This window comes from Streptomyces sp. SD31 (assembly GCF_052068475.1).
Taxonomy (GTDB): domain Bacteria; phylum Actinomycetota; class Actinomycetes; order Streptomycetales; family Streptomycetaceae; genus Streptomyces.
Genome location: NZ_JBQHCX010000029.1, coordinates 1 through 11,882, shown reverse-complemented (window position 1 = coordinate 11,882; position 11,882 = coordinate 1). Strand labels below are relative to the sequence as shown.

Below are 11,882 nucleotides of genomic sequence, written 5' to 3'. Positions count from 1 at the left end.
GCATGGAGACACGTGAGGCCGCGGAGCGGTTCGTCCGGGTCTGGCAGCGGGCCTGGGCCGGGCATGACGTGGACGCGCTGCTGGAGCTGTACGCCGAGGACTGCGTCCACCGCTCGATGCCGTTCCGCGCGCCGCACCGGGGACGCGTCGAACTGGCCGCCTATCTGCGCTGGTCGTTCGCCGGCGAGCGGGTGACCGACGTGCGCTTCTCCGCGCCGGTCGTCGGCGCGGACGGCGTGGCCGTGGCCGAGTTCCGGGTCCTCGCCGAGGAGGACGGCGCGCCGGCCACGCTCGCCGGCTGCGTCTTCGTGCGTTTCGACGCCGCGGGGCGGGCCGTCGAGACCCGTGACTACTGGCACACGGTCGAGGGGCACCAGGAGCCGGAGGGAACGCTGTTCTTCGAGTGAGTTCGGCTGAGTTCGGCGTGTTCCGCGCCTTCCGCCCTGTCCGACCAGTCGGTACGTTCGGCAACGCCCGGGTCGCCCTGTCGCGGCCCGGGTTTCCGGCGGGCGACGAGGGGTGGGGCATGGCGGAGCACGAGGCACAGGTGCACGGGCACTGCGATCCGCGGTTCGCGGCGGTGCGGACGGCGTTCGAGGCGAATTTCCGGGAGCGCGGGGAGCTGGGCGCCGCGGTCGCCGTCACCGTGGCCGGCGAGACCGTCGTGGACCTGTGGGGCGGCTGGGCCGACGCGGCGTACAGCCGCCCCTGGGAGCGGGAGACGCTGGTCAACGTATGGTCCACGACCAAGGGACCGACGGCGTTGTGCGCGCACATCCTCGCCGACAGGGGACTGATCGACTTCGACGCACCGGTGGCCGCGTACTGGCCGGAGTTCGCCGCCGCGGGCAAGGAGCAGATCCTCGTACGGCATCTGCTGTCGCACCGGGCCGGGCTGTCCGGGCTGCGGGAGCCGCACTCGCTTCAGCAGCTGTGCGACTGGGAGTTGACGACACAGCGGCTCGCGGCGATGGAGCCGTGGTGGGCGCCGGGGACGCAGTCCGGCTATCACGCGTTCACGTACGGCTTCCTGGTCGGGGAGGTCGTGCGGCGTGTATCGGGGCTGCTGCCCGGGGCGTTCCTGGAGCGGGAGGTGACCGGGCCGCTCGGGATCGACTTCGCGATCGGGTTGCCCGAGAAGGACTCCCCCAGGGCGGCCGAGCTGGTGCAGCCGCCGGTCGCGACGAGCAGTGAACAGGCCGCGACCTTCAGCCAGTTGACCCCTGCCGCGCTGGCCGCGGTGGCCAACCCAGCCGTGGGGGCGCCTCAGACCAACTCGCCCGAGTGGCGGGCCGCCGAGATCCCCGCGGCGAACGGGCACGGCACCGCACGGGCGGTCGCCGCGCTGTACGGCATCTTCGCGGGCCGTGGGTCGTACGACGGCCACCGCGTCCTGTCCCCCGAGGCGGCCGAGCGGGTGCGCGAGGGGCAGGGCCGCTGCCGTGATCTGGTGCTCGGGGCCGGGCTCGGGAGGGAGACGGAGGTCGCACTCGGCCTCTGGCTGAGCGGGCCGAACGGCTCGTACGGGCCCAACCCGCGGGCTTTCGGACATGACGGCTTCGGCGGCTCCTGCGGTCTGGCCGATCCGGAGGCCGGGGTGTCGCTGGGCTATGTGATGAACCGGATGGGCCCTCATATCGCCGACGACCCGCGGAAGATGGCGCTGCTCGACGCCCTCTACAGCGCCCTGTGACGACCGGTCCGCCCGGGCCGTTTCGGCCGAAGTGACAGACCACCCTTCCCTGGTGGTTTAGACCAATGCTTAGATCTGGTGGCGCAACGAACCCGCACGGCTACGACACGTCACCAACAGGAGGCGCGGCATGGCCCGCACCACCCCGCACGACCGCCCGCTCACCGAAGCGCAGCCGCTGTACCGGAGGATCGCCACCCAGCTGGTCGGCGAGCTGCGCGACGGAACCATCCCGCCCGGCGAACGGCTGCCGGGGGAACGGCAGTTGGCGGAGTACTTCGAGGTCAGCAGGGAGACCGTACGGCAGGCGCTGGAGGTGCTGCGCCGCAGCGGTCTGGTCGCCACCGACCGGCGGGGCAGCCATGCCACCCTGCCCGGCCCGCCGGTCGAGACCCCGGCGTCCCTCACCTTCCCGGTCGGCGCACACACCACGAGCCCAGGCGCGGTGGACCGGGCCACGGTCGCCTGGGAGACTCCCCCGCCGGAGCACGCCGAGGCGCTGGGGCTCGCCCCGCACCGGCCGACCCTGGTGCACCGCTACGAGTCCGCGGGCGCCGACGGACGCGGCCGGCGTGCGGCCGTGACGTCCTTCTCCGCGGTGGCGCTCGCCGAGGTGGCCGAGCTCGCCCGCTATCGCGACCGCGCCGACGGCACCGGATCGGCCCAACTGCGCCGCGCCTACGACTGGATGCGCCAGGCGGGCCTGACCCTGCACCACCGGGACGCCATCACCCGGCTCCCGGGCGCCCCTTCGGTGCGGGTCACCCGGCGCGTGCACGACCAGTACGCCCGCCCGCTGGAGATCACGGACCTCGTCGTGGACGCCCAACAGGACGCCTTGGTCTACGAGTTCACGCTGCCGTCGGCAGGCTGAGCGGGCGTCGGGCCACGACCATCCGCACGCGCGGGCTGCCGTCCCGCCGTCGCCCGAACTCGGACAGTGCCCGCAGCTCCACCTGGAAACCGGCGCGGGCGAGCTCGCTGCGCACCTCCCCGAGCCGGAAGGCCCGGTAGTACATGACGAAGGGCGGGCGCCACACGGCGTTGCGCACCCGCATCACCGCGTCGAAGCCCACCAGCATCCAGTAGACGGGGGACGTCGGACGGGCCGGGGCCACGACCGGGAACGCGAAGGTCCCGCCGGGCCGCAGCACGGAGCGCACCTGGGCGAACAGGCCCGGCAGCTCACGGGGCAGGAAGTGACCGAATGCCCCGAAGCTCACCACGAGGTCGAAGGCGGGAGCGAACGGCAGGGCACGGGCGTCCGCGTGGACCCAGGCGACGCGCGTGCCCTCCGCCTTCACCTGCCGCCGGGCGACGTCGAGCATGCCGGCGCTGAAGTCGACGCCGGTGACGCTGCGCCGGCACACCTCGGCCAGCACCTCGACACCCGCGCCCGTCCCGCAGCACAGGTCGAGGCCGTCGTCGTACGGGCCGGTCCGCGCGAGGGCCGACGTGACGGCGGAGAGCACCGAGTCCGGCGTACGGAACGGTGTGTGGTCGAACTTCGGGGCGAGCAGGTCATATCCGCGCTGGACGGACGACAGCGCCTGGACGGCGAGTTCGCGCAGGGAGGGGCCTTCGGGGCTGAACATCCTCGTCACCTCGCCGCGACGCGCTGCTTCAGGACGGCCAGAACGCGCTCGCACCAGCGCAGGTTCTCCTCCTCGAAGGAGATTCCGCGCAGCAGCGTCAGATACGGCCCGATGTGGTCGGAGTCGCGCAAGTACTCCTCCTCGCTCCGCCCGTCGAGGAGACGGCCTCGGACGCGTTCGTAGCGGTCGAGTTTGCCGCGCGCCCACGTCATGCGTTCCTCGATCAGGGCGCGGGTGGCCTCGGGGTCCTCCATGGCCTGGAGCTTGATCAGCAGTTCGTCGCGGATGGCGGTGGGCCGTCGGGGCGGCTCGGCGGCGAAGGCGCGCAGATCCTCCCGGCCGGCCGCGGTGAGCGTGAACATCCGCTTGTTCGGCCGCCGTTCCTGCTGCACCAACCGGGCCTCGACCAGGCCGTCCCGCTCCAGGCGTTCCAGCTCCCGGTAGAGCTGCTGCGGGGTCGCCGGCCAGAAGTTGGCGAACGACACGTCGAAGACCTTGGACAACTCGTAGCCCGAGGCCTCGCCGTCGCGAAGGGCGGCGAGGACGGCGTACTTGAGGGACATATGGACACGTTAACAGCAGGTGATTATTGTCATCGGCATCTACTCAACTAATTGACTATGAGGTGATCCGATGCGCGCGTTCCGTGCGGCGGTCGAGGCAGGCGACTTGGATGCCGTGGAGGCTCTGCTGGCGGAGGACGTCGTCTTCTCCAGCCCGGTCGTGTTCAAGCCGTACCCGGGCAAGGCGATCACCGCGGCGATCCTGCGCGGTGTGGTGCGGGTCTTCGAGGACTTCCGCTATGTGCGGGAGATCAACGACCCGGGCGGCCGTGATCACGCGCTGGTCTTCGCCGCGCGGGTGGGTGACCGGGAGATCACCGGCTGCGACTTCATCCAGGTGAACGAGGACGGTCTGATCGACGAGTTCATGGTCATGGTCCGTCCACTGTCGGGCGCGCAGGCGCTGGCCGAGGCGATGGGGGCGCAGTTCGAGCGGATCGCGAAGGAGGCGGAGGCGCGGTCGGCTTGAGGGCCGCGCGAAGGCGCCCGGTGTTGACACGCGGCGGCGGCCCAGTGGATCGGCGGTCCGGCCGCCGAGCAGCGGGCCGCCGAAGCTCTGCAGACAGGCGATCGCGGCGAGCGTGAACGGCCATCGCCGGCCTCCGGTGTCGTACAGGCGCTTTCACCCCACCGACGAAGGAGACCGGCCCGACTCGACACCCCGGTGCCTCATGTCCGGAATTCCTGCCGCCGGGCGGGGTCCGTTCGCGGTTGGATGTCCTCATGACCACCGACGAGCACGCGCGGATGATGTCGGCGAACCAGGCGAACTGGGACGCCCGCACCCCCGTCCACATCGCCAGCCGGTTCTACGGCCTCGACCAGGATCTCGATCCCGCCCGCTGGTTCGCCTCCTTCGAGTGGGACGACCTCGGTGAGCTGGCCGGCCGCGATGTGCTCCATCTGCAGTGCCACCTCGGCACCGAGACGATCGCCTTCGCGCAGCGCGGGGCGCGGGCCGTCGGCCTGGACTTCTCCGAGGCGTCCGTGGCCGCCGCGAAGGGCATCGCCGAGAAGGCGGGGCTCGACGTCACGTACGTACGGGCGAATGTGTACGACGCCGTGGAGGCGCTGGGGCGGCGGCAGTTCGACGTGGTGTACACGGGCAAGGGCGCCCTGTGCTATCTGCCCGACCTCGACCGCTGGGCGGATGTCGTGGCCCGACTCCTGCGTCCTGGTGGGCGGTTGTACATCGTTGAGTTCCACCCGCTGCTCAACTCCCTCGGCCCGAAGCCCGCTCCGGACGAAGGACCCGAGCTCCTGCTGCGCCACGACTACCTGGGCGGTGACGGTGCCGTGCACCGGGACGCGACGCGCACCTACACGGACGGCCCGGCCGTGGAGGGTGGCACCGACAGCTATGAGTGGATGCACGGAATAGGAGAGGTCGTCGGCGCGTTGACCGGAGCGGGACTGACCGTCCGGCGGCTGCGCGAGAGCGAGGAGTTGCCCTGGCAGCGCTGGCCGCAGATGGTGCGCACAGCCTCCGGCTGGTGGCGGCTACCCGAGCCGCGCATTCCCCTGCTCTACGGTTTGCTCGCCACGCGCTGAGCCTCCGTGGTACCGTCCCGTTAGTACCTGTGTACGTCCCGTCGTGGACGCTGGTACTGGTTCTTCTTCAGTTCGCCGGTCGTCGCACCGGCTTCACCTCACCACCTCGTGACCAGTGGCTCTGCCGTATCCGAGGTGCTGTTTCCCGCCGCCCGAAGGCTCTCTGTCCGCCTTCCCGATGTCCGCGGCTCACTCCTTCCCTCCGCATGTCCCATGCCTTCCGTCCGTGAAAGGACCGCCCCTCATGACCACCACACTCGAACACCCCCCAGTCCAGCGGCAGCTCCCGGCCCGGGCCGTCACCGGCGTCCTCGACATCGACGCGAACGGGAAGGGCCACCTGCGCGCGGAGGACCTGCTGCCCGCGCCCTCCGACCTTCAGGTCTCCCCCGCGGTGATCCGCCGGTACGGCCTGCGCAAGGGCGACCTCGTCGACGGCGTACACGGCGCCCCACGCGCGCTCACCGAAGTCGCCCATGTCAACGGGCGGGCGCCCGCCAGGAACCGCCGGAGCTTCGGCGAGCTGACGCCGCTCCACCCGCGTGAGCGGATCCGTCTCGAACACCCGGCATCCGGGCTGACCGGACGGGTCGTCGATCTGATCGCGCCCGTCGGCAAGGGCCAGCGAGGGCTGATCGTGGCCCCGCCCAAGACCGGCAAGACCGTGCTGCTCCAGCAGATCGCGGCGGCCGTCGCCGGCAACCACCCGGAGTGCCGACTGATGGTGGTGCTCCTCGACGAGCGCCCCGAGGAAGTCACCGACATGCGGCGTTCGGTGCGGGGCGAGGTGCACGCCTCGACCTTCGACCGGGCGCCCAAGCAGCACATCGCGCTGGCCGAGCTCGTCATCGAGCGGGCCAAGCGGCTCGTCGAGGCCGGCGAGGACGTCGTCGTCCTGTTGGACTCCCTGACCCGGCTGTGCCGGGCGCACAACAACGCGGCCGTGTCCGGTGGCCGCACCCTGAGCGGCGGCGTCGACGCGGCCGCGCTGCAGGGGCCGAAGCGGTTCTTCGGCGCCGCGCGCCTGGCCGAGGAAGGCGGTTCGCTGACCATCCTCGCCACGGCCCTGGTGGAGACCGGCTCCCGGGCCGACGACTTCTTCTTCGAGGAGCTCAAGAGCACCGGCAACATGGAGCTGCGCCTGAACCGGGAGCTCGCCTCCCGCCGCGTCTTCCCCGCCGTCGACATCAACCCGTCCGGCACCCGCCGCGAGGAACTCCTCCTGCCCCCGGCCGAGTTGACCACCGTGCGCGGCCTGCGCCGGGCGCTGCAGACCCGGGACGGCCAGGCGAACCTGGAGACCCTCCTGGAGCGCATGCGCGAGACGCCCGACAACGCCACGTTCCTGCGGCGGATCCAGCCCACGCTGCCTGGCGAGTGACGCGTCGCGCAGGCATCGCCCGTCCGGGTGCCGACGCGTCCCTCCCGGCCCGGGCAGCGCGGTGTACGACGACCGCCTTCCTACGTTGACGGTATGACGATCGGATTTCCCATCCGGGTGCTCGTGTCCACCTGCGCACTGTGCGCGGCCGGTCTGCTGGCGCTCGCGCCCGCCACCGCGGTCGCCCGTACCGGGCACGACCCCGATCCGCCGGGTGGGCCGAGTGCGGCGAAGCCGCGGCCCGCGCTGCTGTACCGGTCCGGCACCCACGTGCGGCCGGATTCCGCAGTGCCCCGCCTTCCGCGCGTCTCCGCGCTGTCGTGGCTGGTCGCCGACGCCGACACCGGCGAGGTGCTCGCCGCACACAACGCCCACCGGAAGCTGCCGCCCGCCAGCACCCTCAAGGCGCTGTTCGCCCTCACCGTGCTGCCGACCCTGCCGGCCGGCGTCCCGCACACGGTGAGCGAGGAGGAGCTGGCGGGGATCGGGCCCGGCAGCAGTCTCGTGGGGCTCGCCGAGGGGCGTACGTACCGCGTCGCCGATCTGTGGCGCGGGGTGTTCCTCAGCTCCGGCAACGACGCCGTGCGGGTGCTGGCCGCGCTCAACGGCGGCTGGCGCGCGACGGCCGCCCAGATGCAGGCCAAGGCGATCACGCTGGGCGCCCTCGACACGCGCGTGCTGTCGCCCGACGGCTACGACACCCCCGGCCAGGTGTCGTCGGCGTACGACCTGGCGGTGTTCGGCCGGGCCGGGCTGCGCAACGCGGAGTTCGCGCGGTACTGCGGCACGGCCGAGGCGCGGTTCCCCGGAAGGGGCGGCTGGTCGTACAAGATCCGCAACACCAATCGCCTGTTGACCGGGGCGGACGGGGTGGACCCCTATCCGGGGCTGATCGGCGTCAAGAACGGCTACACCAGCAAGGCGGGCAACACGCTCATCGCCGCCGCCCGCCGGGGGGATCGCACCCTCGTCGTCACGGTGATGAACCCCCGGGCGGGCGGCTTCGCCGTCTACGAGGAAGCCGGCGAGCTGCTCGACTGGGGGTTCGACGCGTCCGGGCGGGTCGAACCGGTCGGGTCGCTGGACGCCTTGCGGGCCAAGCCGAGGCCGGGGCCCGCGACGCTGCCTGTGGTGGCGGACGTGGCGCCGGAGGGCGGGCTCGCCGGGGCGGGCTGGGCGGAGGCGTGGGCGATCGCGGGCGCCGCCGGGATGGGGGCCGGTGCCACGTCGCTGGTGCTCCGCGGCAAGGGTTTCGAACCCGCGGCGCCGGAGTGACCGAGCGGCAGCCACAGCAGTAGGCCGAGGGTGATCCACGTGTAGATGTTGCTGCCGAGGAAGCCGTCGACGCCGGAAGCGTCGTCGAACCACAGCCACACCACGCTGGTGCACAGCAGCGCGTACAGGGCGCCCGCGATCCGCAGATGCCCGGCGCGGATGAGGACGGCGAAGGAGGGCAGCAGCCACACCAGGTGGTGGACCCAGGTGATCGGGCTGACCAGGCAGGCGGTCAGCCCGGTGAGCGCGAACGCCGCCGTCCAGTCCCCCGCCGCGACCGCCCGACGGGTCCGCGCCACCCAGACGCCCAGCACCAGCAGGACCACCACCGCCCAGACCGCGCGCTCCGACACGCCCAGGCGGGCCAGGATCCCTTGCAGCGACTGATTGGAGACGTAGTCGAGGCGGCCCACCCGGGTGGTGTCCCACATCGCGTGGGTCCAGTAGAAGCGGGAGGCGTCCGGGGCCACCCAGGCCGCGAGCGCCGTCGCCGCTGCGGCGACGGCGCTCGCCACTGCGGCGGTTCGCGGGCGTCGGGCCACCAGCAGCATGCCGATGAACGCGGCCGGCGTCAGCTTGATCGCGGCCGCGAGGCCGATGCCCACACCCGCCCAGCGGCCCCGCCCCGTGGCCAGCAACCAGCAGTCGAGCAGCACCAGCGCCAGCAGCAGGATGTTCACCTGGCCGAAGCTGAAGGTGTCCCGGAGGGGTTCGAACAGGGCCAGCGCGCAAGCGGCCAGCGCACAGCCGTACCAGCCGTGGCGCCGCCAGGCCCGGCCGGCCAGGACGCGCAGGACGAAGGCCAGTGCGACGAGGTTGAGCAGCAGTGCCACCGCGATCGCCGCGTGCAGATCGAGCAGCGCCATGGGCAGCATGGCCACGGCGGCGAACGGCGGGTACGTGAAGCCGTACGTCGTGCCGGGCACCCGGTAGTCGTAGATACGGCCGCCGTGGTGGATCCAGCTGTCCACGGTGCCGTAGTAGACGCGCAGGTCGAACCAGTCGCGCAGCAACGGCACGGTCGCCGTGAAGACGGTCACGGCGGCGGCGAGCAGGAGCACCAGGACGACCCGGCCGCGGTCGGTGCGCGGAAGCCTCATGCGGTGCGCTCCAGCGCCGGGGCCTGCGCCGCGAGATGCGCCTGCCACAGGACGACCACGGCGAGCGCGCCCCCGGAGACGGCCAGCACCAACTGGCCGACGTCCGCGGCGCCGCCGCTGGGCAGGACGGCGAGCGCGAGCACTCCCGTCAGGGCCGCCACCCGGTGCCGTACCGAAGTGCTGGGCGCGGCGGCGGCGATGAGGAACAGGCCCCACAGCGCGTACCAGGGGCGGATCGCCGGCCCGAAGGCAGCCACGGCCGCAAGGCTCAGCCCGAGCGCGTACACGGGGCGCGGGCGCCAGCGCCACCATATGAGGGCCACGAGGACCGCCGTGAACACCAGCCCGAGGACGTGCCACACCGGTACGGCCAGCGGCGCCAGATCGCTGCCGGCCTCTTCCAGCAGCGAGGCGGTGGCACGGCCGAGCAGGCTGGTGAGGGCCCAGTTCTGTGGGGAGACCGGGGTGTCCAGGGCGCCTATCCAGCCGTATCCCGTGCCCGCGACGGCCGTGGCGGCGACCGTGGTGGCGGCGGACGCGACCGCCGTGGTGCAGACCGCCTTCGCCGGATGGTGGCCGGCCCGCATCTGCAGCAGCACGACCGCGGCGAGGCCGAGTGCGGCCGGTGCCTTGACCAGAGCGGCAAGCGTGACGAGTACGGCGCCCACGACCGGCCACCGGCCGAGGGCCGCGACCAGGCCCGCGCCGAGCAGGCCGAGCATGATGGCGTCGTTGTGGGCGCCCGCGACCAGGTGCAGCAGCACGAGCGGGTTCAGGGCGCCCAGCCACAGGGCGGCGGACGGGTCGGCCCCGCTGTGCCGGGCGAGGCGCGGCAGCGCGGCCGCCATCAGCGCGACGCCGAGCAGCGCTATGAGCCTCATGCCGAGGAGCCCGGCGGGCAGTTCGCCTCGGGTCAGGCCGGACAGCGCGGAGGCGACGCCCATGAACACCGGGCCGTAGGGGGCCGCCGTGTGCCGCCACAGCGGGGCGACCTCGTCGGCGAGGGGGCCACCGAGGTGGGCGGGGCCGTACGCGTACACGTCGATGTGTGCGTCGACCATGGCGCCTTGGGCCAGGTAGCTGTACACATCGCGGCTGAACAGCGGCGGCGCGATCAGCAGCGGGGTGGCCCACACGGCCAGGACCAGCAGCAGGGCGCGCGGCGTCGGCGGGTCGGCGCTGCGCACGAGGCGGCCGAGCAGCAGCCAGGCCGCTATCAGCAGGACGACGCCGAAGTAGACGCCGACCAGGCCGAGGGCCGCGTGCGCGGAGCTCGGGGCCAGGAGTTCCCGGACCGGCAGCGCGCCGGCCGTCTCACCGCCCAGGGCGAGGAAGGCGGTGCCGGCCAGACCGAGTATCTGGCAGCGGCGGAGATCGATGGGGAAAGCCATGGCCAACACTCGGTCAGGCTGTCAACGCCGGGTGGCTTTCAGTTGACGCGGGGCCCTCCGGGGGGAAGCCGGAGTGTTACTGGCCGGTGATCTGATGCGAGGGGGTTGCAGGCTGATACCCGTCTGCCTGGTGCGGTGGTTTGCAGGGTGCGGGCCGGTGGGGTTTGTCGCACAGTCCCCGCGCCCCTTAAGGGCACCTCCCCATCCGGCGTTGAGTAGTTCCGTTAGAACACCGACAAGCCGGTCAACGTCGTGAAGCGGTCCAGTGCTGCCACTCCCGCTACCGAATTCCCACGCTCGTCCAACCCCGGACTCCACACGCACAGCGTGCATCGACCCGGCACCACCGCGATGATGCCGCCGCCCACCCCACTCTTGCCGGGGAGGCCCACGCGGTACGCGAAGTCGCCTGCCGCGTCGTATGTACCGCAGGTCAGCATCACCGCGTTGACCTGTTTGGCCTGGCTGCGGGTGAGGAGGCGGGTGCCGTCGGCGCGGACGCCGTGGCGGGCCAGGAAGGTGGTGGCGAGGGCGAGGTCGGCGCAGGACGCCTTGATGGAGCACTGGCGGAAGTACTGGTCGAGCAGGACTGGGACGGCGTTGTCGATGTTGCCGTAGGACGCCATGAAATGGGCGAGGGCGGCGTTGCGGTCGCCGTGTGTGGACTCGGAGGCGGCGACGTCCTTGTCGAAGTCCAGGGTCGGGTTGCCGCTCTCGGCGCGGAGGAAGGCGAGGAGTTCGCCCGCCGCGTCTCCGGTACGGGTCTGGAGGCGGTCGGTGACGACGAGTGCGCCCGCGTTGATGAACGGGTTGCGCGGGATGCCGTTCTCGTACTCCAGCTGGACGAGCGAGTTGAAGGGGTTGCCGGAGGGCTCGCGGCCCACGTACTCCCAGAGTTCGTCGCCCTCGCGGGCGAGGTCGAGCGCGAGGGTGAAGACCTTGGTGATGGACTGCGTGGAGAACGGCTCGCGCCAGTCCCCCACGCCGTACACCGAGCCGTCGAGTTCCGCGACGGCCATGCCGAAGCGGCGCGGGTCGCAGGCCGCGAGTGCCGGGATGTAGTCGGCGGGCCGGCCGCGGCCGGGGGTCCGCTCGATCTCCTCCGCGATGCGCTCCAGGATCGGCTGGAAGGTCAGTGATGACGTCGACGCTGCCATGATCACCATTGTGACTCCCTGCCGGTCCCGGTGCGCATCCGCGGCTTCCGGCCTGATCAGGCCAGGGCCTGGCCACTGCCCGCGACGACCTCCGGCCGCAGCAGGTCGGCGAGGGTCTCGGCGGGCAACAGGCCCTTCTCCAGGACGAGTTCGGCGACGCCGCGGCCGGTGACGAG

The 11,882-nt window shown here is 72.2% G+C and carries 11 protein-coding genes and 2 pseudogenes; 7 read left to right on the top strand and 6 right to left on the bottom strand.

Annotation, left to right across the window (positions count from 1 at the left end; all coding sequences use genetic code 11):
* Positions 1–2 precede the first annotated feature (2 nt).
* The 3 genes from ACTMVF_RS40925 to ACTMVF_RS40915 all read left to right on the top strand — a co-directional run bounded on the left by ACTMVF_RS40925 (position 3) and on the right by ACTMVF_RS40915 (position 2,567).
* Positions 3–407, top strand: coding sequence for a nuclear transport factor 2 family protein (locus tag ACTMVF_RS40925; RefSeq protein ID WP_441276181.1), 405 nt, complete (start codon positions 3–5; stop codon positions 405–407).
* A 119-nt stretch (positions 408–526) separates the two neighbouring features.
* A complete protein-coding gene (locus tag ACTMVF_RS40920; RefSeq protein ID WP_441276180.1) occupies positions 527–1,693 on the top strand; it encodes a serine hydrolase domain-containing protein in 1,167 nt (388 codons plus the stop codon).
* Positions 1,694–1,823: 130 nt separating this feature from the next.
* The gene (locus tag ACTMVF_RS40915; protein ID WP_441276179.1) at positions 1,824–2,567 is read left to right on the top strand and encodes a GntR family transcriptional regulator; all 744 of its coding nucleotides are present in this window, start codon (positions 1,824–1,826) and stop codon (positions 2,565–2,567) included.
* Here ACTMVF_RS40915 and ACTMVF_RS40910 read toward each other — a convergent pair.
* Together ACTMVF_RS40910 and ACTMVF_RS40905 are read right to left on the bottom strand one after the other, a co-directional pair.
* A complete protein-coding gene (locus tag ACTMVF_RS40910; RefSeq protein ID WP_441276178.1) occupies positions 2,545–3,288 on the bottom strand; it encodes a methyltransferase domain-containing protein in 744 nt (247 codons plus the stop codon). The two genes, ACTMVF_RS40915 and ACTMVF_RS40910, sit on opposite strands and share 23 nt — an antisense overlap.
* Before the next feature lie 5 nt (positions 3,289–3,293).
* Positions 3,294–3,851: a PadR family transcriptional regulator gene (locus tag ACTMVF_RS40905; protein ID WP_441276177.1), complete on the bottom strand. Its 558-nt coding sequence runs from the start codon at positions 3,849–3,851 to the stop codon at positions 3,294–3,296.
* A 70-nt stretch (positions 3,852–3,921) separates the two neighbouring features.
* On the opposite strand from ACTMVF_RS40905, the gene ACTMVF_RS40900 reads away from it, so the two are divergent.
* The 4 genes and pseudogenes from ACTMVF_RS40900 to ACTMVF_RS40885 all read left to right on the top strand — a co-directional run.
* Positions 3,922–4,320, top strand: a complete 399-nt coding sequence (locus ACTMVF_RS40900) for a nuclear transport factor 2 family protein (RefSeq protein WP_441276176.1) — start codon at positions 3,922–3,924, stop codon at positions 4,318–4,320.
* A 254-nt stretch (positions 4,321–4,574) separates the two neighbouring features.
* Positions 4,575–5,402 (top strand): class I SAM-dependent methyltransferase, encoded by an 828-nt coding sequence (locus ACTMVF_RS40895; protein ID WP_441276175.1) that lies wholly within the window; start codon positions 4,575–4,577, stop codon positions 5,400–5,402.
* A 244-nt stretch (positions 5,403–5,646) separates the two neighbouring features.
* A complete protein-coding gene (gene rho / locus ACTMVF_RS40890; RefSeq protein ID WP_441276174.1) occupies positions 5,647–6,783 on the top strand; it encodes a transcription termination factor Rho in 1,137 nt (378 codons plus the stop codon).
* A gap of 93 nt (positions 6,784–6,876) precedes the next feature.
* Positions 6,877–7,713, top strand: a pseudogene (locus ACTMVF_RS40885) (D-alanyl-D-alanine carboxypeptidase family protein); the annotation flags it as partial.
* 80 nt (positions 7,714–7,793) lie between these two features.
* On the opposite strand, the gene ACTMVF_RS40880 reads toward ACTMVF_RS40885, so the two are convergent.
* The 4 genes and pseudogenes from ACTMVF_RS40880 to ACTMVF_RS40865 form a co-directional block, all read right to left on the bottom strand.
* Positions 7,794–9,158, bottom strand: coding sequence for a glycosyltransferase family 87 protein (locus ACTMVF_RS40880; protein WP_441276173.1), 1,365 nt, complete (start codon positions 9,156–9,158; stop codon positions 7,794–7,796).
* Positions 9,155–10,549, bottom strand: coding sequence for a polyprenol phosphomannose-dependent alpha 1,6 mannosyltransferase MptB (gene mptB, locus ACTMVF_RS40875; protein WP_441276172.1), 1,395 nt, complete (start codon positions 10,547–10,549; stop codon positions 9,155–9,157). The genes ACTMVF_RS40880 and mptB overlap by 4 nt, the downstream gene beginning before the upstream one ends.
* Before the next feature lie 224 nt (positions 10,550–10,773).
* Entirely contained in the window at positions 10,774–11,715 is a 942-nt protein-coding gene (locus ACTMVF_RS40870; RefSeq protein WP_441276171.1) for a glutaminase, read from the bottom strand.
* A gap of 47 nt (positions 11,716–11,762) precedes the next feature.
* Positions 11,763–11,882, bottom strand: a pseudogene (locus ACTMVF_RS40865) (aspartate ammonia-lyase); the annotation flags it as partial.

Bases quoted from the DNA above. Each gene is read 5' to 3' on its own strand.
- mptB (WP_441276172.1), bottom strand. From the start codon at position 10,549: ATGGCTTTCCCCATCGATCTCCGCCGCTGCCAGATACTCGGTCTGGCC.
- ACTMVF_RS40925 (WP_441276181.1), top strand. From the start codon at position 3: ATGGAGACACGTGAGGCCGCGGAGCGGTTCGTCCGGGTCTGGCAGCGG.
- ACTMVF_RS40910 (WP_441276178.1), bottom strand. From the start codon at position 3,288: ATGTTCAGCCCCGAAGGCCCCTCCCTGCGCGAACTCGCCGTCCAGGCG.
- ACTMVF_RS40905 (WP_441276177.1), bottom strand. From the start codon at position 3,851: ATGTCCCTCAAGTACGCCGTCCTCGCCGCCCTTCGCGACGGCGAGGCC.
- rho (WP_441276174.1), top strand. From the start codon at position 5,647: ATGACCACCACACTCGAACACCCCCCAGTCCAGCGGCAGCTCCCGGCC.
- ACTMVF_RS40920 (WP_441276180.1), top strand. From the start codon at position 527: ATGGCGGAGCACGAGGCACAGGTGCACGGGCACTGCGATCCGCGGTTC.
- ACTMVF_RS40900 (WP_441276176.1), top strand. From the start codon at position 3,922: ATGCGCGCGTTCCGTGCGGCGGTCGAGGCAGGCGACTTGGATGCCGTG.
- ACTMVF_RS40895 (WP_441276175.1), top strand. From the start codon at position 4,575: ATGACCACCGACGAGCACGCGCGGATGATGTCGGCGAACCAGGCGAAC.
- ACTMVF_RS40880 (WP_441276173.1), bottom strand. From the start codon at position 9,158: ATGAGGCTTCCGCGCACCGACCGCGGCCGGGTCGTCCTGGTGCTCCTG.
- ACTMVF_RS40915 (WP_441276179.1), top strand. From the start codon at position 1,824: ATGGCCCGCACCACCCCGCACGACCGCCCGCTCACCGAAGCGCAGCCG.
- ACTMVF_RS40870 (WP_441276171.1), bottom strand. From the start codon at position 11,715: ATGGTGATCATGGCAGCGTCGACGTCATCACTGACCTTCCAGCCGATC.